General features: G+C 65.8%; 21 protein-coding genes. 14 read left to right on the forward strand and 7 right to left on the reverse strand.

What is annotated here, in order from left to right; all coding sequences use genetic code 11:
• Positions 1-43 precede the first annotated feature (43 nt).
• Genes JQ604_RS11610 through JQ604_RS11620 form a run of 3 tightly spaced genes read left to right on the forward strand, consistent with a single transcriptional unit; the run spans position 44 to position 2,268 of the window.
• Positions 44-1,204, forward strand: coding sequence for a PLP-dependent cysteine synthase family protein (locus JQ604_RS11610; RefSeq protein WP_212357095.1), 1,161 nt, complete (start codon positions 44-46; stop codon positions 1,202-1,204).
• The gene (locus tag JQ604_RS11615; RefSeq protein WP_212357099.1) at positions 1,205-1,696 is read left to right on the forward strand and encodes a CMD domain-containing protein; all 492 of its coding nucleotides are present in this window, start codon (positions 1,205-1,207) and stop codon (positions 1,694-1,696) included.
• Positions 1,693-2,268, forward strand: a complete 576-nt coding sequence (locus JQ604_RS11620) for a peroxidase-related enzyme (protein WP_212357103.1) — start codon at positions 1,693-1,695, stop codon at positions 2,266-2,268. The genes JQ604_RS11615 and JQ604_RS11620 overlap by 4 nt, the downstream gene beginning before the upstream one ends.
• 18 nt (positions 2,269-2,286) lie before the next feature.
• Here the strand turns inward: JQ604_RS11620 and JQ604_RS11625 are convergent, their stop codons facing one another.
• Complete coding sequence (locus JQ604_RS11625) at positions 2,287-2,724, reverse strand: hypothetical protein (protein WP_212357106.1); 438 nt, start codon at positions 2,722-2,724, stop codon at positions 2,287-2,289.
• 340 nt (positions 2,725-3,064) lie between these two features.
• On the opposite strand from JQ604_RS11625, the gene JQ604_RS11630 reads away from it, so the two are divergent.
• The gene (locus JQ604_RS11630; RefSeq protein ID WP_212357109.1) at positions 3,065-3,436 is read left to right on the forward strand and encodes a hypothetical protein; all 372 of its coding nucleotides are present in this window, start codon (positions 3,065-3,067) and stop codon (positions 3,434-3,436) included.
• 13 nt (positions 3,437-3,449) lie between these two features.
• Here the strand turns inward: JQ604_RS11630 and JQ604_RS11635 are convergent, their stop codons facing one another.
• Positions 3,450-5,393, reverse strand: a complete 1,944-nt coding sequence (locus JQ604_RS11635) for a putative bifunctional diguanylate cyclase/phosphodiesterase (RefSeq protein WP_212357112.1) — start codon at positions 5,391-5,393, stop codon at positions 3,450-3,452.
• Between the two features lie 255 nt (positions 5,394-5,648).
• Here JQ604_RS11635 and JQ604_RS11640 point away from each other — a divergent pair, with 255 nt between their 5' ends.
• From JQ604_RS11640 to JQ604_RS11655, 4 genes are all read left to right on the forward strand, one after another.
• A complete protein-coding gene (locus JQ604_RS11640) occupies positions 5,649-6,491 on the forward strand; it encodes a shikimate dehydrogenase (protein ID WP_212357115.1) in 843 nt (280 codons plus the stop codon).
• 10 nt (positions 6,492-6,501) lie between these two features.
• A complete protein-coding gene (locus JQ604_RS11645) occupies positions 6,502-7,353 on the forward strand; it encodes an amidohydrolase family protein (RefSeq protein WP_212357118.1) in 852 nt (283 codons plus the stop codon).
• Between the two features lie 19 nt (positions 7,354-7,372).
• Positions 7,373-8,527 (forward strand): ABC transporter substrate-binding protein, encoded by a 1,155-nt coding sequence (locus tag JQ604_RS11650; protein WP_212357121.1) that lies wholly within the window; start codon positions 7,373-7,375, stop codon positions 8,525-8,527.
• Between the two features lie 114 nt (positions 8,528-8,641).
• Positions 8,642-10,300 carry a hypothetical protein gene (locus tag JQ604_RS11655; RefSeq protein ID WP_212357124.1) on the forward strand — a complete coding sequence of 553 codons (1,659 nt, stop codon included), beginning with the start codon at positions 8,642-8,644 and terminating at the stop codon, positions 10,298-10,300.
• Here JQ604_RS11655 and JQ604_RS11660 read toward each other — a convergent pair.
• Positions 10,269-10,973: a TetR/AcrR family transcriptional regulator gene (locus JQ604_RS11660; RefSeq protein ID WP_212357127.1), complete on the reverse strand. Its 705-nt coding sequence runs from the start codon at positions 10,971-10,973 to the stop codon at positions 10,269-10,271. The genes JQ604_RS11655 and JQ604_RS11660 overlap by 32 nt on opposite strands.
• A 153-nt stretch (positions 10,974-11,126) precedes the next feature.
• On the opposite strand from JQ604_RS11660, the gene JQ604_RS11665 reads away from it, so the two are divergent.
• Positions 11,127-12,329: an ABC transporter substrate-binding protein gene (locus tag JQ604_RS11665; protein WP_212357130.1), complete on the forward strand. Its 1,203-nt coding sequence runs from the start codon at positions 11,127-11,129 to the stop codon at positions 12,327-12,329.
• Between the two features lie 18 nt (positions 12,330-12,347).
• Entirely contained in the window at positions 12,348-13,391 is a 1,044-nt protein-coding gene (locus JQ604_RS11670) for an aromatic ring-hydroxylating dioxygenase subunit alpha (protein WP_212357133.1), read from the forward strand.
• Positions 13,392-13,395: 4 nt separating this feature from the next.
• On the opposite strand, the gene JQ604_RS11675 is transcribed toward JQ604_RS11670, so the two are convergent.
• On the reverse strand, positions 13,396-14,061 hold the full coding sequence (locus JQ604_RS11675; RefSeq protein WP_212357136.1) for a GntR family transcriptional regulator: 666 nt from the start codon (positions 14,059-14,061) through the stop codon (positions 13,396-13,398).
• Positions 14,062-14,123: 62 nt separating this feature from the next.
• The gene (locus tag JQ604_RS11680; protein WP_212357139.1) at positions 14,124-15,533 is read right to left on the reverse strand and encodes an FAD-binding oxidoreductase; all 1,410 of its coding nucleotides are present in this window, start codon (positions 15,531-15,533) and stop codon (positions 14,124-14,126) included.
• A 194-nt stretch (positions 15,534-15,727) separates the two neighbouring features.
• Here JQ604_RS11680 and JQ604_RS11685 point away from each other — a divergent pair, with 194 nt between their 5' ends.
• The 3 genes from JQ604_RS11685 to JQ604_RS11695 all read left to right on the forward strand — a co-directional run bounded on the left by JQ604_RS11685 (position 15,728) and on the right by JQ604_RS11695 (position 20,367).
• The gene (locus JQ604_RS11685; protein ID WP_212357142.1) at positions 15,728-16,615 is read left to right on the forward strand and encodes a dihydrodipicolinate synthase family protein; all 888 of its coding nucleotides are present in this window, start codon (positions 15,728-15,730) and stop codon (positions 16,613-16,615) included.
• A 146-nt stretch (positions 16,616-16,761) separates the two neighbouring features.
• The gene (qhpG, locus tag JQ604_RS11690) at positions 16,762-18,168 is read left to right on the forward strand and encodes a flavin-dependent monooxygenase QhpG (RefSeq protein WP_349631095.1); all 1,407 of its coding nucleotides are present in this window, start codon (positions 16,762-16,764) and stop codon (positions 18,166-18,168) included.
• 72 nt (positions 18,169-18,240) lie between these two features.
• A complete protein-coding gene (locus tag JQ604_RS11695) occupies positions 18,241-20,367 on the forward strand; it encodes a tetratricopeptide repeat protein (protein ID WP_212357148.1) in 2,127 nt (708 codons plus the stop codon).
• 12 nt (positions 20,368-20,379) lie between these two features.
• Here JQ604_RS11695 and JQ604_RS11700 read toward each other — a convergent pair whose 3' ends face one another.
• Entirely contained in the window at positions 20,380-20,661 is a 282-nt protein-coding gene (locus JQ604_RS11700; RefSeq protein ID WP_212357151.1) for a helix-turn-helix domain-containing protein, read from the reverse strand.
• A gap of 54 nt (positions 20,662-20,715) precedes the next feature.
• Positions 20,716-22,443 carry an ATP-dependent Clp protease adaptor ClpS gene (locus tag JQ604_RS11705; RefSeq protein WP_212357154.1) on the reverse strand — a complete coding sequence of 576 codons (1,728 nt, stop codon included), beginning with the start codon at positions 22,441-22,443 and terminating at the stop codon, positions 20,716-20,718.
• Between the two features lie 244 nt (positions 22,444-22,687).
• Here JQ604_RS11705 and JQ604_RS11710 point away from each other — a divergent pair, with 244 nt between their 5' ends.
• Positions 22,688-25,015: a mechanosensitive ion channel domain-containing protein gene (locus tag JQ604_RS11710; RefSeq protein WP_212357157.1), complete on the forward strand. Its 2,328-nt coding sequence runs from the start codon at positions 22,688-22,690 to the stop codon at positions 25,013-25,015.
• Positions 25,016-25,093 lie beyond the last annotated feature (78 nt).

Raw genomic sequence — 25,093 nt, forward strand, 5'->3', positions numbered from 1 at the left:
AAATCAACTTGATGTTTAAATCGGATTGTTGCACGATCTCGCCATGTCGAACGGTCGCACGCCCTTCCGTCACACCTCGCCCAGCGGGCCGAGCTACCGGCGCGGCTGGGTGGATGACGCCGTCGCCGCTATCGAGGCGGACCAGTGCCGCACCGCTGACACCCATCTGATCCGGCTGATCGTCCCGGCGCTGTCGGGCATCGACATCTATCTGAAGGATGAATCGACCCATCCGACCGGCAGCCTGAAGCACCGGCTGGCGCGCTCGCTGTTTCTCTATGCGCTGTGCAACGGCCACATCCGACAGGGCACGCCGGTGGTCGAGGCGTCGTCGGGCTCGACCGCGGTGTCGGAGGCTTATTTCGCGCAGATGATCGGCGTGCCCTTCTATGCGGTGATGCCGCGCACCACGTCGGCCGAGAAGATCGCGGCGATCGAGCACTATCGGGGCAACTGCCATCTGATCGACGACGGCCGCGCGCTCTATGCAGAAGCCGCGGCGCTGGCTGCGCGTCTCGGCGGCCATTACATGGATCAGTTCACCTTCGCCGAGCGGGCCACCGATTGGCGCGGCAACAACAACATCGCCGAGTCGATCTTCACCCAGCTCGCGGGCGAGCAGCGTCCGCTGCCGGACTGGATCGTGATGGGGGCCGGCACCGGCGGCACCTCGGCGACGATCGGGCGCTATCTGCGCTATCGCCAGTTTCCGACCCGGCTCTGCGTTGCCGACGTCGAGCATTCGGCCTTCTTCGATTGCTTCCGCACCCAGGACCGCACGCAGGTGTGCGATCGGCCCTCGCTGATCGAGGGCGTCGGCCGTCCGCGCTGCGAGCCGTCCTTCGTATCAGGCGTGGTCGATCGCATGATGAAGATTCCGGACGCCGCCTCGATCGCCGCGATGAACGTGCTGTCGCGGCTGCTGCGCCGTGCGGTGGGCGGATCGACCGGCACCAATTTCCTGGCGCTCTGTCGTCTGGCCGCGGAGATGCGCGACGCCGGCGAGACCGGATCGCTGGTCACGCTGATCTGCGATTCCGGTGAGCGCTATCGGCAGACCTATTATGAGCCGGACTGGCTGACATCACGTGGCCTCGATCCGGCGCCTTATGAGGCCGAGCTGAACCTGTTTCTAGAGACGGGGCAGCCGCCCGGCTTCACGGTCGCGGATGTCACGAATCCGCTGCATGCCCCGAGGACATGAATGAGTACGCTGATCGAAACCTTTGCCGCCGTTCCCGCAACGTCGCGGCTCGGCCAGGCGTTGCAGGCGCGGGCCGAGATCTTCAGGCTCAGCGAAGCCGCGCATGACGCCGTCATCGTGCCGCGCGATCCCGGCGGCCTGAGCCATGCGCTGCGGGCCGCGCTGGCGGCGCGGATGTGCCGTCTGCTCGGCGATGCGGCGCTGGTCGGTCATTACGAGTCGTATCTCGCCCATTCCAACGATCTCGACGTCGCGACGCTGGCGCATCCGGGCGGAAGCAGTGGTGATGTGAGGCACGACGCGATGGCGCGCCACACCGACCTGCTCACGCTGGCGCCGCGCAAGGCGACGCGCGGCGATATCACGGCGCTGAAGGAAGCCGGCATCAGCGAGGCCGACATCGTCCGTCTCTCCGAGCTCGCCGCCTTCGTGAACTACCAGCAGCGCGTCATTGCCGGCGTGCGGCTCCTGAAGCAGGTTGCGACGTCATGAGCGAGGCGATCCATCAGTTCACGGCGACGGTCCCGACCTGGTCGCCTTATGTCACGCCGGTCGACCTCGCCACAGCGACGCCGGAGCAACTGGCGGCGATGAAGGTCACGCCGTCGAACAAGGGCGTCTCGCCTTACGTTCTGACGCTGGCGCATGATCCGGAATCGCTGGAGGTGCGCTCGCCGCTGTTCAATCTGATCATGTACGGCAAGGATGGCCTGCCGTCGGCCGAGCGCGAGCTCGGCGCGGTCGGCGCCTCCATCGTCAATCGCTGCGTCTACTGCGCGGCCGTGCACGCCTCGCGCTTCATCGGCCTGACCAGGCAGACCGACGTCATCGCAGAAATCTTCGCCGCCGAGCGCAACGCCAGGCTCGAACCGCGCCAGCAGGCGCTGTTCGATTTCGCCGCAAAGCTCTCGACCACGCCGAGCGAAGTTGGCGCCGCCGATGCCCAGGCGCTGGCCGACGCGGGCCTCAGCGAGCTCGAACAGCTCGATCTCGTGCTGTCGGCCGCGATCTTCGGCTGGGCCAACCGTCTGATGCACACGCTGGGCGAGCCGCGGGCGGATTGAGCCCGGTCTTCGACACGGTTACGTCCCGGACGTGGCGCCGTCATCAATCACGACGTCATTGACGTCGCACCACTCTCTCAGGGCCTTCTCCGTCGCTTTGGTCTCGAAAGCATACCATCGATCGAGGGCATTGCGCTGTTGCAGCAGATCTTTGAAGCGTCCGTAAGCGCCCTTGTGCTTGAACATCCGACGAACGTCTTCGAAGTCGTCGGGTAGAGACTCCTCGACGAAATCCAACACGAGCTGTTTGCCAAGGTCGAGCTCCTTGCGGTGGGGAATGCTGACGTACTTTTCTTCGTCGTCGGCATCGTCCGGCCACTCGTCCAAGTCGTCTACCAGTTCGGAATGCCATAGAAGCTGTCCGGATTCACGGCACAGAACGGCTTCATGTTCGCCCGGCTGCCCGAGGCTTACGAACTCGAAAGTATTCTGGAGATCGTTCCAGTTAACGCGCATCGTCGTGTCCCTATTACCCATTCCCGGGCAATGCCTGCCGGAAAATCGTCGCGTTTGGCTGGATCAAGCTAACCTCAATAGGCGGCTGGAGTCATTTGATTTTGGCGGTGCGCCGCGTCTGCTTTGATGCGTTTCGCCGGAACCGCACCGATTATTCGCCTGCCGGATACGAACCTTCCCGAACCTGTTCGTCCCCTGCGGCGACAAACCCATCTCGGTCATGGATTGGTCGCGCCCGGCGCGGTCCTTGTTTGAGCATGATCTCCGCGCAAACGCCTTTGGCGTTTGTCGCGAGGGAAAACCGCTTCACACTTTTCCGGATCATGCTCTAGGAGACACAATGATTTCAGCCAGATCCCTTTTCGCCGGCTTCGCGTGTGCCGCGGCCCTGCTGGGCTCTCTTGAAGCCTCTGCTCATGCGGCCAATTGCAAGGAGCCGGAAGACGGATCGAAAGGCACGGCGATCATCTCGCCGCCGCTCGCCAATGTCGTGACGGGAACGGGCCGGCTGCAGTTCTATTCGGCGCCGAACACGGCCTGCGCGATGAAGGGCGTGTTCGTGATCCCCAAGGACATGCTGATTTCCTACGTCGCCACCGACGACGGCTGGACCTCGGTGATGTACATGAATCCCAAGACCGGCGACGACGCGCAGGGCTGGGTGCGGTCGGCGCGCCTGAAGGCGACGGGCACCATGGGCCCGAAGGATTGAGCTGAGACCGCGGTCAAGCGACCGCGGCCTGCTCACGATCCGGGACGTCAAAGCTTGCAATGAAGCCCGCGACGTCGTGTTGCGCCATCGGCTTGGCGAAAAAGTATCCCTGCATCGTCGCGCAACCGAGGCGGCGGATGATCTCGACCTGCTCGGCGGTCTCCACACCCTCCACGACGCAATCGAATTTCAGGTTGCGGCACAGGTCGATCACGGTCTTGACGATGTTGCGCGAGTTCTCCTGCTCCGCGATATTGCGGATGAAGCCGCGGTCGATCTTGATCTTGTCCAGCGAGAGCTGATGGACGTAGCTGAGGCTCGACTGTCCCGCGCCGAAATCGTCCAGCGCCACCTTCAGTCCCATCGTGCGCAGGATGCGCAGTGAGGCCTGTACCTGCTCGTAGTCCTGCATCAGCGCGGTCTCGGTGACCTCGATGATGATGCGGCGCGGGTCGATGCTGCTGCCCTCGATGATCGACACGATCTGCAGGATGGTGACTTCCGAGACCAGGTCGCGCATCGACAGATTGAACGACAGGCAGAGATTGTCCGGCCAGCTCGCGGCCGCGGCCAGCGCCTTGCGCAGCAGCACCTGCGTGATGGTGCCGATCAGCTCGGTGCGCTCGGCAACGGAGATGAAGACGTCGGGCGCGACAGGGCCGAGCTCCGGGCTGTGCCAGCGCGCCAGCGCCTCGAAGCCGACCAGGCGTGTGGCGTCGACATCGACGATCGGCTGGTAATGCACGGACAGCTCGGCGTCGAGATCGATCCGCCGCAAGGTGTGCTCGATGGTGGAGAGCTTTCGGATCTCGACCTCGTGCTCCCTCGAGAAGATCACCGGCTGGCCGCGATGCCGCGCCTTGGCGTGATAGAGCGCGTAGTCGGCGCGTTCGTAAAGCTGCTCTGCGGTGGTGCCGGCGTCGGGCGCCAGCGCAAATCCGACGGAGCCGCCGATCTTGGCGAGGATGCCGGCGACCGCGAACGGCGCATCGAAGGCCGAGCAGACTTTTGCACCGACCGCGAGAACGGCGTCGTGGTCGAGCTCCGCATCGACGATGATGCCGAATTCGTCGCCGCCGAGCCGCGCGATGAACTGCCGCTGGTCCGACAGAGCCAGCAGGCGCTGGCCGGTTTCCTTCAGCACCCGGTCGCCGACGCCGTGGCCGTAGAGATCGTTGACCGCCTTGAAGCCGTCGAGATCGAGCACGCCGACGACGAATGTGTGCCTGGATATCTTGGCCTGCGCCGCAAGGTCGGTCAGGCGGTGGAAGAACTGGCGGCGGTTCGGCAGGTCGGTCAGGCTGTCGATATTGGCGAGCCGGAAATTCTCGTTGCTGAGGCGCCGCGTCTCGATCTGTCCATTGACCATCGCGGCGAATTGCCCGGAGCAGATGATCAGGATGTAGATCATCGCAACCGTGACCAGGAACAGGTTCAGCCCGATCGCGATCTTCACCGTCTCGCCGCTGGCGAGCAGGAAGATCACGAACGGCGCGATCACGGTGCCGGTCAGGATCAGCGCCGCCGGGCGCACATGCATCAGGCAGAAGATACAGCTGACGACGGTGATGCCGACGAAGAACAGGATGTGGCCGTGGCGCGGTGCGTCGCCATAGGGAAACAGGCTGAGCGCCCAGGCCAGAAATGCGAAGCCGAGGATGCCGCCGAGCACCACCGTCGAGCGCAGGGTGCGCGCAGCCGCGTCCCGCTGGACCGCGCGGTCACGGCGGCGGAGCCAGATCAGGCAGCGGATCGCGCAGGCGCTGACCAGCACGGCGGGAAATGCGACGGTGAGATACGCCGGCGCGAGGCCGAAATGCGTGGACGCCAGGGCGAGCGAGTTCACGCTCAGGATGAAATACAGCAGCGGCACCTGGCGCGAGAACGCGGCGAGCTGGGCTTCCATCAATTCATGATTGTCGGCGTCGATCCGAAAGAGCTTGGCGATCTGGGTCATGTGCTGCGGCCGACTTGGACTTCACCGACCTTTTCGCAAAACCTCTTAAACCGAGGTTCCGCCGGTTCCCTCGCCGGCCGGGCTGGTTAACCGCTGGCTAACAGGCGCCAGATTTCGATTGCGCCCAGTTAACGGTCGACCTAATGATATTGTACAAATGACCAAAAGGTCCGGTCGAGCGTTCGACGGCGGTGCCGGCGGCCGCCGGCGTGCGCATCGCGCCCCGTCGGGCCCATCAGGGGTAGGTATCGCACCATGTCGTCTGCCAACGGCTTCGGACTCGCCGGCATCATCGGGATGCCGGTCGCGCATTCGCGGTCGCCCACGATCCACAATTTCTGGCTCAACGCGCACGGCATTCGCGGCGCCTATGTGCCGCTCGCACTCGAGCCTGACAGGCTGAAGGAGGGGCTCGCCGGTCTGGTCGCGCTCGGCTTCCGCGGCTGCAACGTCACCATGCCGCACAAGCAGACCGCGATGCCGCTGCTCGACCGCGTCAACGAGACCGCGCGCCGTATCGGCGCCGTCAACACCATCGTGGTCGAGCCGGACGGCTCGCTGAGCGGCTTCAACAATGACGGCAACGGCTTCGTGCAGAGCCTGCGCGACGCCAAGGCGGATTGGCGCGCCGACGAAGGCCCCATCCTGCTGCTCGGCGCCGGCGGCGCCGGCCGCGCTGTCGTCGTGGCGCTTTTGGAGAACGGCGCACGCGAGATCCGCATCACCAACCGCACCGCGGAGAAGGCGCAGGCGATCGCGCAGGAATTCGGCTCGGCCGTCAGTACCGTGCCCTGGGCGGATCGCGGCGCTGATCTCGCCGATGTCGCGCTGCTGGTGAACTGCACCGACCGCGGCATGATCGGCAAGCCGGCGCTCGAGATCGACCTGTCACGGCTGAAGCCGTCCACGCTCGCCGCCGATCTGATTTACACGCCGCTGGAGACGCCGTTCCTGGCCGACGCCCGCGCGCGCGGTTGCTTGACCGTGAACGGGCTCGGCTTGCTGCTCAATCAGGCGCGGCTCGCCTTCAAGGCCTGGTTCGGCGTCATGCCCGACGTGACGCCCGAGCTGATCAAGGCCATCCAGGCCACGTTCTGAAGCAGCTGTCATGACGATCCCGGCGGGCCCCAAGATCGATTGCCACATCCACGCGATCGATCCCGTGCGCTTTCCCTACGCGGCCGATACGCCGTATCACCCGAGCGGACAGGAGATCGCGCCAGCCGCGCAATTGCTGCGCGTGTTCGACGCATTCGAGGTCAGGCATGCGCTGGTGGTCGCGACCAACACTGGGTACGGCGCCGACAGCCGCATCCTGCTCGACACGCTGAGGCAGGGCGGCGGCCGGATCAAAGGCGTCGCGGTTGTCGAGAAGGACGTCGACATCAAGGAGCTGGAGCGGCTGAAGGCCGCCGGCGTGATCGGCGTGGCCTATAACGTCCCGTTCCACGGCGCCAACTATTATCGCGACACCGCGCCGCTCTTGGAGAAGCTCGTCAGCCTCGACCTCTTCCTGCAGATCCAGGTCGAGCAGGACCAATTGCTGCCGCTGCTGCCGGTGATCGACAAGTCGCCCGTGCGCCTGGTGTTCGATCATTGCGGCCGGCCGACGGTTGCGCAGGGGCTGCAGGGGCGAGCGTTCCAGGCATTGCTGGCGCTCGGCCGTGAGCGCGACGCGCACGTCAAATTGTCGGGCTATTACAAATTCTCGCAAGCGCCGCATCCCTATGAGGACACCTGGCCGTTCATCGCGGCGCTGGTCGAGGCCTTCACGCTCGATCGCTGCGTCTGGGGCTCGGACTATCCGTTCCTGCGCGCCGCCGAGCGGCTGGATTACGGACCGCTGCTGGCGCTGCTGACCCGGCTGTTTCCGAACGCCGGCGATCGGGAGCGACTGTTGTGGCGAACGCCGGCGCGGCTGCTCGGCATCGCCAGTGAAACCGATCAATCAAAACAATAACGAGCAGAGGGAGGATCACATGAAGCAGTTTCGAACCTGGAGCGGCATCGTCGCCGCCGCGTCGCTGTGGGCGGGCCTCGCGCATGCGCAGAGCACGGTCTACATTCCTGACGTCGTCGAACTGTCCGGGCCCGGCGCGGTGTCCGGCACGAACTGGCGCGACGGCGTCGCGCTCGCGATCGACGAGGTCAATGCGTCCGGCGGCATCCTCGGCCGCAAGATCACGACCGAGCATCTGGACACTCAGAGCAATCCCGGGGTCTCCCGTGCGCAGATCCAGAAGGTGCTGGATAAGGATCCCTATGTCGTGCTCGGCCCGATCTATTCCGGCTCGGTCAAGGTCAACATGGCGCTGACCCAGCAAGCCGAGATTCCGCAGATCGTCGGCGCCGAGGCCGCCGATATCACGACGCAGGGTAACCCTTGGGTGTTCCGCACCTCGTTCGGCCAGCAGGCCTCGATGCCGAAGATCGCGAACTATCTGCACGACGGCATGAAGGTGAAGTCGGTCGCGGTGCTCTGGGTCAACAATGATTTTGGCAAGGGCGGCCACGACAGCTTTGTGAAGGAGATGAAGGCGCGCGGCATCAATGTCGTGGCTGACGTCTCGACCGAGCAGGGCCAGGTCGATTTCGGCTCCGACGTGATCAAGCTGAAGGGCGCCAAGGCGGACGCTGTGTTCGTCTACACCAATGAGGAGGAGAGCGCGCGCTTCCTGATCGAGGCGAAGCGTCAGGGGCTGACGACGCCGCTGTTCGGCGAGACCACGCTGCTGAACCAGAAGGTGGTCGAGCTTGCCGGCGCCGCGGCCAATGGCGTGCGCGGCCATGTCGGGCTCTCTGCCGATGCGCCGATCCCGGCCATTCAGGAATTCGCGAAGAAGTTCAACGCCCGCTACAAATATCTCCCTGACCACAACGGCATCAAGGGCTACACCGCCGTCTACCTGATCAAGTACGTCACCGAGAAACTCGGCAAGTTCGACAGCAAGGCGTTCGGCCAGGCCGTGCACGGCCTGACGCTGACACCGGACAAGGCGCCGGGCATCCTGATGGAAGCGACCTGGGACCAGAACGGCGACATCGACCGCGCCAGCTTCCTCGCCGAGATCGTCGACGGCAAGCAGAAGATCGTCGAGACGCTGCCGAAGCTGAAGCCATCCAAGACGGAGTAACTTCTGCTCGGCCGCAATCTCGCCACGCGCGAAACCGTTCAATACAAATCTCAGTGCTCAGAAATGCGCCGGCATGAGAGCACGACGGCGGTCGTCGCGTGGTGAGAGAGGTCGATGCAAGCCGCCGGTGTTGATTCCGTAATCGAGCCGCTCCAATGGCGCGCGGAAATCGCCGCGCCATCATCCCGGCGGAGCCGGCGCTCGTGGCTGGGGGCGCTCCGGGTGCTGCCGCCGCTGGCGAGGTGGACGCTCGCGATCCTCGGCACCGTAATCGCAGGACTGTACGCGCAAGGCTCGGCGGAGTTCGTCCCCCACGCCACCACGTCGGACGCGCTGCTGCCGGTGTCGTTCGCCTGGAATCTGTTTCACCAGCCCGGTACGATCGGCAGCTTCCAGCTGCCGCGCATTCCGAGCATCGCGCCTGACCTCGTGACCATCGTATCGCTGGATTATCTGACCGGCGGTGACGCGCGTCGGGTGATGTTCGCCTATTCCTTCCTGCAGGCGATCGCGACGACGGCGCTGGCGGCGGCAGTGATCGCACGGCTTGCCAAAGTGTCGTCATCGCACGCCGCGCTCGCATGGGTGAGCCTGCTCGCGGTCGTCATCGCCGTCAGCGATCTCCGCGTGCTGGATCTCGTCGCGCTCTATCTGCCGGTCGAGCATTTCAGCACGTTTCTGTTCTCGCTGCTCGGCCTCCTGCTCGCGCTGCGCTATCTCGATCGCGGCCGCCGGTCGGCGGCCCTGTGGTTGTGTGCGCTCGTCGGTATCGCGGAGCTGTCGAGCCAGAAGTTCCTCGTCGATTTCGTTCTGCCCGAGCTCGGCGCCGCGGCAGTGATGGTCCGGCTCGGCCATTTGGCATGGCGACGCGCGGCGTCACTGGCGGGCTGGACTGTGCTCGGCCTTGTGATCGGCCGGCTTGCCGATCGGCTGCTGGTCCGCCAGCCCGATCTCGGGATGGTGCAGGTTCTCGTCCACGCCCGGACCTTCGCGATCGAGGCGGTAGGATATTTTCAGCAGCGGCCGTTGATTTGCCTGGTCTGTCTCGTCCTGCCGCTGATCATCGCGCTCTTCGCGATCGTCAGCTGGCTGCGTCTGCGCTTGACCGAACGGCGTATCGTGCTGTCGCCGGACGACGCGACGGTCTTCTATGCCGGCTGCTTCGGCGTGCTCGCGTGGTGGGGTAGCGTCGCCGCGATGGCGCTGGTCTATGTCGATGTCGGATCGTACCGCTACACCGCGCCGGCGCTGTGCTGGCCGCTGCTGTTCAGTGCGGCTGTGCTGGCTCATCTGTGCCGCAACCGGTTCGGCGCGTCGTCGGTGCTGCAGGCCGCCATTATGCTCGCGATGCTGGCCAGCCGACCTGCCGCCGCCATCGCGCCGCCGCTGTTGTCCTGGCAGCATCCGCTCGTCAAATGCCTCGAAGACGCCGGTCTCAGCGAGGGTCTTGCCGATTACTGGAATGCGCGCAGCCCGACCGTCGCGAGCGGCTTCCGGCTGCAGATCGACCAGATCGATGGTGGCGGGCTCTATGTCTGGGGCAACAACAGGCAGTGGTACAGCCACGCCTTCGCCGATCCTGCCCGGGCGCCAGACTACAATTTCATCGTCACCACCCGCCTCGACGAGGCAAGCCTGCGTGCGCGTTTCGGCGCGCCGCAATCGCGCGTGCAATGCGGGGACGATCAGGTGTGGCTCTATCCAGAGGATGCCAACCTGCGCGCAGCGCTGACGCGTCCGCTCACACCTTCGGCCGCACCTGGTCGGCGATGAGCGTCTGCACATGCGCCAGCCAGGCTTTGCGGCGTTCCGCGTCGGCAAGGTCGATCTGCATGTAGCTCGACAGGGTGTAGAGATTGGCGCGGTAGAAATAGGTTAGCGAGAGAATCGACAAATAGAGGTGGAAGCGGTCGCAGTCCGGCCTGAACTCGCCGCGCTCGACGCCGCTCTCGATCACCCGGTCGAGCATGCCGAGCTGGGTGTCGGAGAAACTGCGGCGGATGTTGTTCTTGACATGCCGCCCCTTGAACAGGTTCTCCGAGGCGAGGATGCTCAAGAGCTCCGGGTTCTCCCAGTAATAGTTCCAGTTGAACGCGACTAGAGCGGCGAGCGCCTCGCGCGGCCGGCTGAAGTCGAGATCGAGCGCCTGCTCGCGCGTCACGAGGTCGGCATAGCAATGCTCGATCACGTGGTGGAACAGCTTCTCCTTGCTCTGGAAGTAGTAATACAGCATGCGGTCGTTGCTCTTGGCCGCCTTGCTGATGCGATCGACGCGCGCGCCGCCATAGCCCTCGCGAGCGAACTCGGCCACCGCGGCCTTGAGCAGCGCGTCGCGGGTCTGCTCGGGCGCGCGCACGCGCCGGCGCGGCTTGGCCGCCGCCTTGCGCCTGGGCCTTGCGCGCGGCTGGACCAACTCGCGCAGGGAGCCATCGGATTCATTCGCCATGACGTCTCTCGCAAATCACCGGCCGCAGGATGCGGCCTGCCTGCTTTTTGGCAAGCCCCGCCGGATTCTTCACCGTTGACAAGTCTGGCATCCCGGTGTTCGCTATGTAGTAAGTACTACATACATTGTTTCATCCCGGAGCGGGAGGCTGGCATGCGGTTGTCGGATGCGGTGACATGCGTCGTACTTGGACTGTCGCTGGTCGGCGGAACCGCCGCGGCGGCCGAATTGCCGCCGATCAAGATCGGTGAGATCTCCAGCTATTCGGCGCTGCCGATCGGGACCCGCGGCTACCGGCAGGGCTGGGAACTGGCGCGCGACGAGATCAACGCCAGGGGCGGCGTGCTCGGCCGCAAGCTCGAGATCATCGCCCGCGACGATGCCGGCAAGCCCGACGTGGCGATCACGCAGGCCGCGCAGCTGGTGGACGCCGAGCAGGTCGAACTGCTGACCGGGACGATCCTCTCCCATATTGGACTAGCGGTCGCGGATTTCGCCAAGCAGCGGCAGATGTTCTTCCTCGCCTCGCAGCCGCTGACCGATGCGCTGATCTGGGAGAAGGGCAATCGCTACACCTTCCGCCTGCGCGCCTCGACCTACACCCAGGCCGTCATTCTGGCGCAGGAGGCCGCGAAATTTCCGGCCAGGCGCTGGGCGACGATCGCGCCGAACTACGAACTCGGCCAGGCGGCGGTGGCGAGCTTCAAGCGCGAGATGAAGCGGCTGCGGCCGGATGTCGAGTTCGTCAGCGAGCAATGGCCGCCGCTCGGCAAGATCGACGCCGGCGCCGTGCTGCAGGCGATGATGGCGGACAAGCCCGAGGCCGTGTTCAACGTGACCTTTGGGCCGGACCTCGCCAAGCTGGTGCGCGAAGGCGTGACGCGAAAAGCCTTCGAAGGCCGCGCGGTGGTCAGTCTCCTGACCGGCGAACCCGAATATCTCGCGCCGCTGAAGGACGAAGCACCGCCCGGCTGGCTCGTCACCGGATATCCGCCGAGCGAGATCAAGACGCCGGAGCACGAGGCTTTCCGCAAGGCCTATTTTGATCGCTTCAAGGAGCAGCCGAACATCGGCGCGCTGATGGGCTACATCAACACCACGGTGCTGGCGAAAGCGATCGAGGCCGCAGGCTCGACCCGGACCGACGATCTGATCAAGGCGATGGAACATCTGAAGCTTGAGACGCCGGTCGGCCGCGTCGCCTTCCGCGCCATCGACCATCAATCGACCATGGGTGTCTATCTCGGCAAGCTCGCGGTGCGCGACGGGCAGGGCGTCATGACCGACTGGCGCTATGTCGACGGTGCCGATTATCAGCCCGCCGACTCCGACGTGATGGCCAAGCTGAAGAACTAGCTCGCCGAGGATTGCTCAATGAACCTGCTTGCCCCCAAGAACACCTGGTATCCGCTGACCTGGTCGCGCAACGTGACGCGCGCGCTGTCGCGCCATCGCATCCTCGGCATGGACCTCGTCGTCTATCGCAGCGAGGCCGGCGATCCCATCGCGCTCGACGATGCCTGTCCGCACCGGCTGGCGCCGCTCTCGATGGGCAAGCTGAAGGGCGACGCGATCGAATGCGGCTATCACGGCATGACGTTCGGCCGCGACGGCCGCTGCGTGCGCATTCCCGGCCAGGCGATGATCCCGGCGAATGCGCGGGTGCCGAGCTATCCGTTGCAGGAGCGGATGGGCCTGGTCTGGATCTGGCCCGGCGATCCCGCGCTCGCCGATCCGTCGCTGATCTACGACCTCGCACAATATCACGAGACCGGCTGGCACGCCGCGGAAGGCGACGCGCTGCAGATCGGCACCAACTATCTTAACCTCGCCGACAATCTCTGCGATCCCGCCCATGTCAGCTTCGTGCATTTGTCGACGCTCGGCAATTCCGCCAGCGAGGAGATCCCGGTCGAGCACAGCGTGAGCGAGGATGGCGTGTTGGTCTGGCGCTGGATCAAGGATGCGCCGCCGATCCCGATCTTCGCCAAATACGGCAATTTCGCCGGGAATGTCGACCGCTGGCACTATTACGATTATCGCGCGCCCTGCATCGCGGTGATCGATTTCGGCAGCGCCGACGCCGGCGCCATCGTCGATCCCGAGGGCCGCGGTGCGGGCCTGCGCATCTTCGCCTGTCACTTCATCACGCCGGTCGACGATCACCTCTGCATCGATCACTGGCTGCATGTGCGCAATTTCGCGCTTGGCGATGCCGACGTCGATCAGCGCCTGCACGCCGATTTCCGCGTCGCCTTCAACGAGGACAAGGACATCCTGGAGCGCATCGAGGAGGTGGCGCAGGCGCGGCCGAATGCACGGCCGATCCGGCTCGCCATCGACGCGGCGCCGCAGCGCATGCGGCGGATCGTGGAGCGGATGGTGGCTGCGGATACCGAGGCGCGGATCTCGGCTTGACGCGTTACGCGACCTGCAGCGCCTCGGCGTAGGTCTTGCCGGAATTGGTGATGTGCCGCGTCATCAGCGTGGCGAAGCTGGTGAAATCGCCGCGCGTGAACAAGTCGAGCAAATTGCGATGCTCGTTGAACGACGCCGGCGTCTGCACGTCGATCGGCGAGGTCAGATTGGTGCGCAGCGCGGCGACGCGGCCGGCGACGAGCTGATAGGACTCCGCAAGATAGTGGTTGCCGCAATGCGCGAACAGCGCGTCGTGCATCGCGGTGTCGGCGCGGCCATAGGCGACGTTGTCCCTGGCCGCGAGCGCCCGCTCCATCCCTGATATCGCGCTCTCCATCGCGGCGATCGCGCTCGCGCGATCGTGCTGATACGCGAGCTCGGCAGCCTGCGGCTCGATGATGATGCGGAAGGCGCAGAGCGCGGCGATGTCGGCTGCGCTCGGGGTGAAGACAAAGCTGCCGACCTGCGGCCGGATCACCACCAGCCCCTGCGCCTGCAACTGCCCCATCGCCTCGCGCACCGGCGTGCGGCTGACGCCGAAGGATTGCGCGACCATTTCTTCTGAGATGGCAGCACCCAGCGCAAACTCACCGTCGATGATCGCCTGGCGCAGCCGCAGCAGCACCCGCTGCGACAGTGATTTCGGCGCATCGAGCTTCAGCGATTTCACGACGGTCCGTTCCTGTTTTCAGAGATCAAATCGTAGTCGCGGCGCATTGCGCCGCGACTTGTTCATACGACCTTGCCGGGATTGAGCAGATGATCGGGATCGAGCGCCGCCTTCAGCGTGCGCATCAGCGCGATCTCGGCCTCGCTGCGGGCATGGCCGAGGAACGGCTTCTTCATGGTGCCGATGCCGTGCTCGGCCGAGATGCTGCCGCCGAGCTCGCGCACCAGCCCGTAGATGATCGCATCCATCTCCGCCTTCGGCTGGCGCTCGATCGATAGCCCCGTCACCCAGGAGACGAGATGCAAATTGCCGTCGCCGATATGGCCGTAATAGACGCTCTCGCAGCCGGGAATGCCCCTGGCCAGCGCGGCCTTGCAGCGGGTGGCGAATTCGTCCATCCGCGCCACTGCAAGCCCGATGTCGTAGGAGATGTGCGGTCCCAGGATCTGGCCGAACTCGGCGCAGATGTCGCGCACCGCCCAGAACTTCTGCGTCTGCGCCAGCGACTGCGCGACCGCTCCATCGGCGAGCAGCCCGCGCTCCATCAGTCCTTCGAGCCAGCTTTCGAAGCGCGGCGCGTCGACGCTCTCGTCGGTGCCCTGCGCTTCCACCAGCACATAGAGGCCGTGACCGGGCGCCACCGGCGGCCGCACGCCACCGCGCGCCGTGATCACCTCCCAGTAATCCGGCCACATCACCTCGAACGCCGACAACAGCGGACCAAGGCCGCTGCGGGCCGCATTGAGCAGCGCGACGACGCCGGCGTAATCCTTCAGCGCGCACAGCGCGGCCATGGTCGAGCGCGGCTTTGGAAACAGCCGCAGCACCACGCGCGTGATGATGCCGAGCGTGCCTTCCGAGCCGATGAAGAGATGCTTCAGGTCGTAGCCCGCATTGTTCTTCAAAAGCTTGTTGAGGCTTGTGATCACGGTGCCGTCGGGCAGCACGGCCTCGAGGCCGAGCACCAGCTCGCGCGTCATGCCGTAGCGGATCACGCGGTTGCCGCCGGCATTGGTCGAGAGATTGCCGCCGATCGCGCAGGAGCCGCGCGAGCCGAGATCGAGCGGAAAGAAGAAGCCGGCTTCGTCGGCCGCCTTCTGGATTGTCTCCAGCGGCGTGCCGGCCTTCACCGTCATCGTCGCGGAGGCCGGATCGATTTCCTCGATGCCGACCATGCGCTCCAGCGAGATCGCGACCCAGCCGGCCTGCGGCGCCGCACCACCGCACAGGCCGGTTAGCCCACCCTGCGGCACGAACGGCAGGCGCCCCTTGCGGCAAGTCGCAATCGCCTGCGCGACGCCGGCGGCATCTGTTGGACGCACCACCGCGAGCGGCCGTTGCGGCAGGCTCGCGCTCCAGTCGTTGCAATTGCGCGCGGGGACGTCGTCGCCGATCAGCACGGCCTGTGCGCCGAGCTGGTCGCGCAAGGCGCGCAACAGGGTCTCGGGCCGTTCGAGCGTCGTGGTGTTCATTGCCATGTCCTCGGGTGAGTGACGTGCGCGCCATGCGGTTTCCGGCGGCGCGACCTGCCATTTCGGTGCATTGTATTCTTCTTGTATGTAAGGTACAAGAGGTCGAAAGAAGCAAGGTTCGGGCCGATGATCTCAAGAAGATCAACGCCAAATCAAAGGCTTAATTCATGGACCCGGCGACGAGGAAATGAATCATGACGGACGCAATTCGTGGATTCTGGGTGGCCTCGGCAACCCCGTTGGCGGCTGACGGCGCCGTCGACGCAGCCAAGCTCGCGGGTCATGCTCAGAGCCTCTTCAAGAAGGGGGTCGACGGCGTCGTGCTGTTCGGCACCACCGGCGAAGGCACTTCGTTCAGCATCGCCGAGCGTGTCGCGACTGTTGAAGCTCTGCTCAAGGCCGGCATCCCTGCCTTCCGCATGGGGATCGGCGGCGGCTTCCCCGCCATCACCGACAGCATCGCGATGACGCGCGCTGCGCTCGGCCTCGGCCTCAATCACGTGCTGGTGCTGCCGCCCTATTTCGATCGCAGCGTCACGCCGCAGGGAATCGAGGACGCCTTCGCCGCGATCTTCGATGGCGTCGCCGACGATCGCCTGCGCGCCTCGCTCTATCACATTCCGCAAGCCTCCGGCGTCGCGATCCCGACCGCGGTCGCAGCTTCCTTGCGCAAGCGCTATGGCAAGATCGTCGCGGGCCTGAAGGACTCCAGCGGCGACTTCAAGCAGTTCCAGGCGTTCCGTGCCGCCGTGCCCGAGCTTGCGATCACTGTCGGCAATGAACCGGACATCGCGCGCGCGGTGGCGGCCGGCGGCGCCGGCACGATTTGCGGCATGGCCAACATCGCGCCCAATCTGGTCAAGTCGATGCTGGCCGGGCCCGGCAACGAGGCGCGCATGCAGGCCGCCGTCGATATCGTGCTCAACGGCACCGACTCCTTCACCGCGATCCTGAAGGCGATCCTCGCCGCGCAGACAGGCGATGCCGGCTGGTTGCGCGTCCGCCCGCCGCAGCGTGCCTGCGCCGACGGTGCCGCGCTGAAGGCCAGGATCGATGCGCTGACGAGCCCGGCGTTGGCCTGAGCGGCCGCGGCGCGGCTCGCGCCGTCGAATTGTCCTCGCGTTTAGATTGTGCGATCCTCCGTCACTCCTGACGGAACCGCGCGGGATGTCCGAGGGATGTCCTGCGAGCGACAAGGACGCGCACGCTGGAGCGCCTGAGCACAGACATTGCCGTCATCGGCGGCGGACCGGCCGGTGCGATCGCTGCGCGCGCGTTCCGCCGAATGGGTTTTCATACGCTGCTGATCGAAGCGCGCGGCGCAGAGCGCGCCGTGGTTGGCGAGGCGCTGCCGGCGACGACGTTGCGTCTGCTCCATGAGCTCGGGCTCGATGCGGCTATCGCTGCAGCCGACGCGCTGCGCTGCGACGAGATCATCCAGCAATGGAGCGGTGACGATGAGATCGTGCGGCCGACCAGCGTCGCGATGGTCGATCGTAACAGGCTCGATCGCGCCCTGATCGCCACCGCCGCGGATTCGGGCGTCGATGTGATCTGCCCGGCACGGCTGCGGGCGCAGACGGAAACGCCCGAGGGCTGGGAGCTCGACATCGAATCTGCCGCAGGCGCTACGCGCGTCACGGCGCGTTTCCTGGTCGACGCGCGCGGCCGTCGCGCCGCCGGCAGCCGGTTGCTTGGCCCGTCGATGGTGGCGCTGTGCGGGCGCTGGCGCGGCGTATCGTTCGGGCGGCCGCAACTGCGCATCGCGGCGGTTGATGACGGCTGGGTCTGGGGCGCCCCGCTTGCGGACGGCTCGTTCGTCGCCCAGGTCTATCAGCGCGCGGCCGACTGCGCCGGACTTTCGCCCACAACGCGCGCGGCGCGCTATCGTGCCACCCTGCAGACGACAAGACTGTTCTCGATGCCGGCTGACGCCGTCCTGCTCGATCCCGTCCGCGCCCGCGACGCGAGCTGCCGTCTCGCCATCACGCCGGTGACGCCGCGCATGATCCGGATCGGCGATTGCTGCGTGGCGATGGACCCGCTGTCCTCGCAGGGCGTGCAGAGCGCGATCCGCGCCGGCCTGCGGGGCAGCGCGGTCGTCAACACCATCCTGTCCGGCGGCGATGCCGCTGCCGCGATCGAATTCTACACCAATGCGGTGGCGGCCGACGCCGCGCGTCACCGCGAGGCGTCGGCCGCGTTCTACACTGACGTAGCAGGCAGGCCCTCGCTGTTCTGGCGCGAGCGCGCCTCCGCGCCTCCGCAGCCGCAGCATGTCCCGACCGAGCCTCTCGTTCGGCCGTTGCGCGTGCGATTGTCTCCGGACGCGCGCCTGATCGATCATCCCGTCATCGAACGTGATCAGGTCCGACGCCGTCCTGCGCTGATTCATCCGCGGCTGAGCGAACCGGTGGCGTTCGTTCAGGGTGTCGCGTTACCCTCAGTGCTCGCACCGCTCGGTCGCGTTCATGACGTCAGCGACATTCTTGCGCAGTGGAGCTCAACGATGCCGCCGCAAATCGCCCAGGCGCTGCTCGACTGGCTGATCCGCCACGAGGTGCTGCTCGATGATGATCTGCCGACTGGTCCAGTGGAGGTGGCCTCGGCAGATCCCGCCGCGTATCATCATTGAAGGTTCCCGCGCCGGAATCCGCGCGCTCGCCCGTTTAACCCCTATCTGGGGTCAACAAGAGCGGGACGCATCGTGGGGCAGGGACGGGGACAGGCGGCGGTCGATCGGACTCTGTTGCAGGCGGTCGCGCATTACGATGCCGGGCAGCCGCGCCAGGCCGAGGCGCTGTGCGACGACATCCTCGCCGCCGATCCCGATCATGTTCCGGCGCTGCATCTGGCGGCCGTGATCGCCTTCGTCACCGACCGTGCGGCAGAGGGGGCGGTGCTGCTCAGCCGCGTCTTCAGCCTGGATCCCGAGCACGCGCCAGCCTTCGCCACGCTCGGCGATGCGCTGGCGGTGAAGGGCGAGCGCGAGGGGGCGCTGGCGGCGTTCCAGCGCGGGGTGGCGCTACGACCGCGCGATGCCGGCCTGCACGTCAAGCTCGGCGTTGCGCTGAACGATCTCTGTCGTTTCGACGAGGCCGAGGCGGCCTATCGAACGGCGATCGCGCTCGATCCAAATCTGACGCGGGCGCGCTTCAACCTTGCCGTCAGCCTCGCCGCGCAGCACCGCCTCACGGAGGCCGAGGACGGCTATCGCGACGTGATCGCGCGCGATGGCGCCTATCGTGGCGTCTGGCTCAATCTCGGCAATGTGCTGGCGGACCAGAAGAAGCTCGATGACGCCGTTGCCGCTTTCCGCCATGCGCTGACTCTCGATCCCGACGATGCCGGTCTGCATTGCAATCTCGGCGCTGCGCTCTATCGGCAAGGATGTCTCGAAGACGCGATCGTCCATTACCGCCGCGCCCTTGAACTGAGTCCGGATCATCACGCGGCGCTGCGGCTGCTCGGCCTCGTCTTGCACGAGGCCGGCCATCTGGAGGAGGCGGCGCTGATCTATCGCCGATCCTCCGCCCGTGACGCGAGCGATTACGTCATCCTCAGCAATCTCGCCGCATGCCTCTGCGAGCTCGGCCGGCTCGAGGAAGCGATCGAGCCCTGCGAGCTCGCGCTTGTGCTCAATCCGGATCACGCGCCGGCGCACACCAATCTCGGCATCATCTTCGAGGCGCAGAATCTCGTCGAAGCCGCGGTCGCCGCGCACCGCCGTGCCATCGCCGCCGACCCGGACTATGCCAAGGGTCACGCCAATCTCGCCGTCGCGTTGCGCAATGCCGGACGGATCGACGAGGCGCTGGAGGTCTCGCACCGGGCGATCGCGCTCGATCCGGATCAGCCGCTGGCGCATTACAACCACGCGCACTTCCTGCTGATGAACGGCGACCTCGAAGCCGGCTTTGAGGAATATCGCTGGCGCCGGCAATGCAAGTCCTTGTCTGACGGCGATCCCGTATTCACCGAGCCAGAATGGCAGGGCGAGCCGCTCGATGGCCGCACGCTGCTGCTGTTCGCCGAATATGGCCTCGGCGACGCCCTGCAATTTGTGCGCTATCTGCCGATGGCCGCCGACATGGGCGGTCCGGTCGTGCTGCAGGTGCAGCCGGCCCTTGCCGCGCTGCTGCGGACCATACGGCCCGATGTCACCGTGGCGGCGCGCGGCGAACCGTTGCCGCCGTTCGATCTGCAGCTGCCGCTGATGAGCCTGCCGCGCATCTTCCGCACCACGCTCGATTCCATTCCGGCGGACATTCCCTATCTGCAGGCAGATCCGGCGCGCGTCACGCGCTGGCAGCGCGTGCTCGGCGGCGTCTCGGCGCTGAAGGTCGGCGTGGTCTGGTCTGGAAATCCCTGCCACAAGGGCGATCGGCAGCGCTCGCTGTCGGCGGAGGCCGTACTGCCGCGCCTGGTCGTGCCGTGCGTGCAGCTCTACAGCCTGCAGAAGGAGCCGCGACCGGAAGATCGCCCGGTGCTGGCGCGACTCGGCGGCGACGTCGTCGATCTCGCGCTGGCGCTCGGCGACTTCGCCGACACCGCGGCCGCGGTCGCAGCCCTCGATCTCGTCATCGCCGTCGATACGTCGGTGGCGCATCTCGCCGGCGCACTCGGACGTCCGGTCTGGGTGCTGCTGCCCTACGCGCTTGATTGGCGCTGGCTGCGCGACCGCGAGGATTCGCCGTGGTATCCGACCATGCGCCTGTTCCGCCAGCGCGCGCCGCAGGCATGGGAAGGCGTGCTCGCTCGTATGTCAGCCGAACTCGCGCGGGTCGCGGCAGGTGAGCGGGACCTGATCCTGCCGCCGACGGCGCAAGGCTAAGTCAGCGCGGCCTTACGCTGCCGGCAATCTCACCTGAAACTTGCTGCCGGTGGCCTTGGCATAACGCAACAATGTCTTGGTGCTCGGGAGTGTTTGACCGCTCTCCAGTCGTGCAATGGTCGATTGGCTGGTACCCATCCGCGCCGCCAATTCCGATTGCGACAGTCCGGCGCGCCGCCGCGCCCGCAGCAATTCGGCAGCAATCTCGAATTCGGGCGCGAGGGCATCGTATTCGGCTTTGATCTTGGGATTGGCCAGCAGGCGGGCTTTCAGTTTCTCGAACGGGATGGTCATGGACGTCATGGGTATCTCATTTTTGAGATGCCGACAACGCGGCCAACGCCGTCCTTACCCCGCACTCATCCCTTGTGCGCCGCCGAGCAGTTTTGCGTTGAGCCGGCCGCCGGCGAACAGCATGTCGGAGATGGCGTCGTCGATGTCAGGTGAACTCACCGTCAGGCCGCCGTCACGTGCGATGCTGGCTTGGGCGAGGCGGCGCATCAGCTCCTTGATGAAGGCGGCGCTGACGCCCGTGGTGCGGCGCACGGCTTCGTCAATCACATCTGGCGCGAGCGGCAGGCCCTTGCCGTAGAGCCGCACCAGCTTGCTGCGGCCGATCTCGTCGGGCAGCGGCACCTCGATCGCCTGGTCGATGCGGCCGGGACGTCCGGCCAGTGCGGCTTCGAGCTCTTCGGGGCGGTTGGTGGTGAGCACGAACAGGATGTCGGCGTCCTCCTTCAGGCCGTCCATCTCGTTCAGCAGCTTGTTGAGCAGTGATTCCTCGCACGGCCCCATGTCGTCGCGGTCGCGTGCGATCAGGTCGACGTCCTCGATGACAACCATCGCCGGCTGCAAGAGGCGGGCGAGGTTCATATAGGCGCCGAGCATGCCGACCTGCTCGGCGGTGATGATCAGCGTGGTATGGCCGGGCAGATTGGTGGCGAGATAGCGGATGGTGTGGGTCTTGCCGGTGCCGGGCGGCCCGTACAGCAGGATGCCCTTGCGGGTCGACTGGCCGAGCTTGCGCAACAGCTCGCGGCTGGCGACAAAGCCGAGCACGTTGCGATCGAGCAGTTGCACCGTCCGCTCCGGCAAGATCACCGCGTCGCGCGCGACCGGCGGCAAGCGGTGGACCGTGACGCCGCGCGACCGGCCGCGGTAGCTGGAGCCGCTTTCAAGCGAAAGGATTTTTCCGCGATAGGACCGCGCCGCATCGACTGCGGCCTCCAGTTCGGCGAAGGTGCGCTGCACGAAGGCGTCGCCATCGGTCCCTGCGGGCACCGCGAGCTCGATCCGCACCGCCGGCTCGCGATCATATTCGCGATGAAACACCAGCAGCACGGCGTAGCGCAGCTCGCCGCTGCGGCACAGCCAGAGCCCGTTGACGAGACATTTGATCGGCATGCCCTCGCCGATATCGACGTCGTGATATTCCGGCGGCGCTACCACCGGCGCATCGCGGCTGTCCTTCATCAGCGAGGCGAAGCCGATGGTCTCGTAGCGATAGGCCTCGTGAATGCCGAAGAAGTGCAGCGGCGCGGTAAACAGCTTGTCGATCGCGACCTGGACGTCGGCGCGCATGTGGCCCGGAAACTGCCGCGACCGCGTCACCAGCTGGCTGCGTGGAATGCCGGTGAAATGCCAGTCGAGCGCGACGAAAGCTTTGTTGAAGGCGTCGTCAGGCAGGTCCGCCGATGCCTGCCGCACGATGAGCATGCAGTCGGTGCACAGGCAGGCGGATTTCCGCGCCAGGAACACGGTCGTGCCCGTCTTCGGCGCGCCGCAGAGGTCGCAGGGATCGTGACCGTCGACGGCTTCGCCGGTGATCAGCAGCATCTCGTCGGCGGCCTCGATCACATCCTGCGCGGATTTGAGCAGCGCGCGCGCGACCGGCCCCGGATAAGGTCCACAAATGATGCCGCCGTGCCGCTCGACCTGTCCGGTCAGCACGATCGCTTCCTGCTCGGACTTGCCGAACACGCTGTGCAGCAGGTCCCGGACAAACTGCAGCGGTGTCGTGTCGTTGTCATGAATGAAGAGCCGCACCGCGCCGTCACTGGCGAAAACATCGTGCATGAAATGCTCCGGACGCAAACTGAGGACAGAAAGAACAAAATAAGAACATCATGGAATCGGGCGCACGTCAAGCGTGTGGTTCCATGTGCGTCGCCCTTGGCAAATGCCAAGAGATCGCCCCCACGCCGGCAAACTTCCGACACATCGCGGGGGCGAAAAGGCACATCCGACATGACGCACGCGCGAAGATGACCCCGGGTCGACGGGCTCGTCGTCGCGCGAAACATTTTAAGAAGGGGCTCTCGTGTCGCACAAGCTTCTGCCGGCCATTCTGTTCGCGCTCGCGCTGTTTGCCTCTCCTGCCATCGCTCAAGTCAGCGCCGCGCCAACCCCTCCGCAAGCCAATACCGATGCGTTGACGCCGGACCAGGCCAAGCGCGCGCTCGAAACGCTGCAGGACGACAAGAAGCGCGCGCAGATGATCGACACCTTGCGCGCGATCGCCAACGCGACGCCGCAAGCAGAGCAGCCCAAGGAGCAGTCGCCGATCCCGCTCACCGCGGATAGTCTCGGCGCGCAGCTTTTGCTCACCGTGTCCGAGCAGGTCGGTGAGATCAGTCACGAGATCGCGCACATGGCGCGGACGCTGACGCATTTTCCGGCCTTCTATTACTGGTTCGTCCGCACCGCCAATGATCCTGCGGCGTACAACCAGCTGTTCGATATCGCCTGGAAGCTCGCGCTGGTGTTCGGCTGTGCCTTTGCCGCCGAGTGGCTGGTCATCCGCCTGATCCGCCGGCCGGTCGCGTTGCTGGAAGCGCGCGTGCCGCAGGCTGCGCGCGCCCCGGCGCAGGCGATTGCCATCGCCGATCCGCCATCATCGGTCGCCGACGTCACGCCGGAGCCGGAGCTGCATCGACGGCGCCTGTCTCTCGTCCGCGCCTGGCAGTCGCTGATCCGGCTGCCTTTCGTGCTGGGGCATCTGCTTCTCGAGTTGCTGCCCGTGGTGGCCTTCGTCGGCATCGCGACCATGCTGCTCGGCACCGAGATCGGCGACCAGTACACGGTACGGCTCGTCATCCTCGCCGTGGTCAACGCCTACGCTTTGTCGCGCGTGCTGATCTGCGTCGCACGTGCGCTCGCCGGTCCGTTCGGCCTGTTCCGCGTCCGCGCCGAGACCGCGGCCTATATCGAGATCTGGGCGCGCCGTATCGTCGCCGTCGGTGTCTCCGGCATCGCCTTTGCCAATGTCGCGCTGATCCTCGGGCTGCATCGCGCCGGCTATGCCGCGGTGGTGCGCCTGGTGATGCTGGTGGTGCATCTCTTCCTCGTCGTGATCATCCTGCAGTGCCGCCGCCAGATCGCGTCCGCGATCCGTGCGCCGTCGGATCGCACCGGCGCCGCGGCGCGGATCCGCAATCGCCTCGCCGGCGTTTGGCACTATTTTGCGATCGTGCTCGATCTCGCACTGTGGACGGTGTGGGCGCTCAATATCCGCAATGGCTATGCGCTGCTGCTGCAATATTTCGTCGGCACTATCGCGGTGCTGCTGATCACGCGTCTCGCCACCATGGTGGTGCTGAGCCTGATCGACCGTGGCTTCAGGATCGCGCCCGATATCCTGCATCGCTTCCCCGGACTGGAGGCGCGCGCCAATCGCTATCTGCCGCTGCTGCGCAAGATTGTCGCCTCCGTCATCGCCTTCATCGGCTTCGTCGCGCTGCTGGAGGTCTGGGGCGTCGATGCCATCGTCTGGTTCTATGGCGGCCAGATCGGCAGCCGCCTGGTGTCGGCGGTGGTGACGATCGCGATTGCGGCGCTCGCGGCCGCCGCGATCTGGGAGATCAGCAACGCGCTGATGGACCGGCAGCTCAATATGCTGTCCCGCGAGGGGCATTACGCCCGCGCGGCACGCCTGCGTACCTTCCAGCCGATGCTGCGCACCGCGCTGCTCTGCGCCATCGTCACCGTGGTCGGCCTCACCGCACTCAGCGAGATCGGCGTCAATGTCGCGCCGCTCTTGGCCGGTGCCGGCATCGTCGGCATCGCGATCGGCTTCGGCTCGCAGAAGCTGGTGCAGGATCTCATCACCGGGCTGTTCCTGCTCCTGGAGAATACCGTGCAGGTCGGCGACAACGTCACGGTGTCCGGACTGTCGGGCACGGTCGAGAACGTCTCGATCCGCACCATGCGGCTGCGTGCCGGCGATGGTTCGGTGCATGTGGTGCCGTTCAGCGCGGTGACCACCATCACCAATGCCAGCCGCGGCGCCGGCAATGCCGCCGTCAGCGTCAACATCGCCTACAGGGAGGACAGCGACCGTGCCGGCGAGATCCTCAAGGAGATCGTGGCCGAGATGCGCAAGGAGACCGAATTCCGCTCCGCCATCCGCAGCGATCTCGAATTGTGGGGCGTCGACAAGGTCGACGGCGCCTCGGTCTCGATCGTCGGCCAGATCCGCTGCACGGATTCAGGCCGCTGGCCGGTGCAGCGCGAATTCAATCGCCGCATGAAGCGGCGCTTCCAGGAGCAGGGCATCGAGATCACCGCGCCGGGCCAAACCATCTTGATGGCCGTGCCCGCCAAGGCCGACGCTGAGCCGAACGCGATGCCGCGCCGCGCCGCGGGCTGATCGTATCGTCTCACCGTCGCGACATAGTCTCGCGACGGTGAGACGCACGCCTCCTTCCTTCCGCGATCTTCCTGCTGC

The organism is Bradyrhizobium jicamae, from assembly GCF_018130695.1.
Taxonomy (GTDB): Bacteria; Pseudomonadota; Alphaproteobacteria; order Rhizobiales; family Xanthobacteraceae; genus Bradyrhizobium; species Bradyrhizobium jicamae_B.

What these genes read in the sequence shown, in the direction of transcription:
- JQ604_RS11610 (WP_212357095.1), top strand. Translation starts at nt 44, where the DNA reads ATGTCGAACGGTCGCACGCCCTTCCGTCACACCTCGCCCAGCGGGCCG.
- JQ604_RS11615 (WP_212357099.1), top strand. Translation starts at nt 1,205, where the DNA reads ATGAGTACGCTGATCGAAACCTTTGCCGCCGTTCCCGCAACGTCGCGG.
- JQ604_RS11620 (WP_212357103.1), top strand. Translation starts at nt 1,693, where the DNA reads ATGAGCGAGGCGATCCATCAGTTCACGGCGACGGTCCCGACCTGGTCG.
- JQ604_RS11625 (WP_212357106.1), bottom strand. Translation starts at nt 2,724, where the DNA reads ATGCGCGTTAACTGGAACGATCTCCAGAATACTTTCGAGTTCGTAAGC.
- JQ604_RS11630 (WP_212357109.1), top strand. Translation starts at nt 3,065, where the DNA reads ATGATTTCAGCCAGATCCCTTTTCGCCGGCTTCGCGTGTGCCGCGGCC.
- JQ604_RS11635 (WP_212357112.1), bottom strand. Translation starts at nt 5,393, where the DNA reads ATGACCCAGATCGCCAAGCTCTTTCGGATCGACGCCGACAATCATGAA.
- JQ604_RS11640 (WP_212357115.1), top strand. Translation starts at nt 5,649, where the DNA reads ATGTCGTCTGCCAACGGCTTCGGACTCGCCGGCATCATCGGGATGCCG.
- JQ604_RS11645 (WP_212357118.1), top strand. Translation starts at nt 6,502, where the DNA reads ATGACGATCCCGGCGGGCCCCAAGATCGATTGCCACATCCACGCGATC.
- JQ604_RS11650 (WP_212357121.1), top strand. Translation starts at nt 7,373, where the DNA reads ATGAAGCAGTTTCGAACCTGGAGCGGCATCGTCGCCGCCGCGTCGCTG.
- JQ604_RS11655 (WP_212357124.1), top strand. Translation starts at nt 8,642, where the DNA reads ATGCAAGCCGCCGGTGTTGATTCCGTAATCGAGCCGCTCCAATGGCGC.
- JQ604_RS11660 (WP_212357127.1), bottom strand. Translation starts at nt 10,973, where the DNA reads ATGGCGAATGAATCCGATGGCTCCCTGCGCGAGTTGGTCCAGCCGCGC.
- JQ604_RS11665 (WP_212357130.1), top strand. Translation starts at nt 11,127, where the DNA reads ATGCGGTTGTCGGATGCGGTGACATGCGTCGTACTTGGACTGTCGCTG.
- JQ604_RS11670 (WP_212357133.1), top strand. Translation starts at nt 12,348, where the DNA reads ATGAACCTGCTTGCCCCCAAGAACACCTGGTATCCGCTGACCTGGTCG.
- JQ604_RS11680 (WP_212357139.1), bottom strand. Translation starts at nt 15,533, where the DNA reads ATGAACACCACGACGCTCGAACGGCCCGAGACCCTGTTGCGCGCCTTG.
- JQ604_RS11685 (WP_212357142.1), top strand. Translation starts at nt 15,728, where the DNA reads ATGACGGACGCAATTCGTGGATTCTGGGTGGCCTCGGCAACCCCGTTG.
- JQ604_RS11700 (WP_212357151.1), bottom strand. Translation starts at nt 20,661, where the DNA reads ATGACCATCCCGTTCGAGAAACTGAAAGCCCGCCTGCTGGCCAATCCC.
- JQ604_RS11705 (WP_212357154.1), bottom strand. Translation starts at nt 22,443, where the DNA reads ATGCACGATGTTTTCGCCAGTGACGGCGCGGTGCGGCTCTTCATTCAT.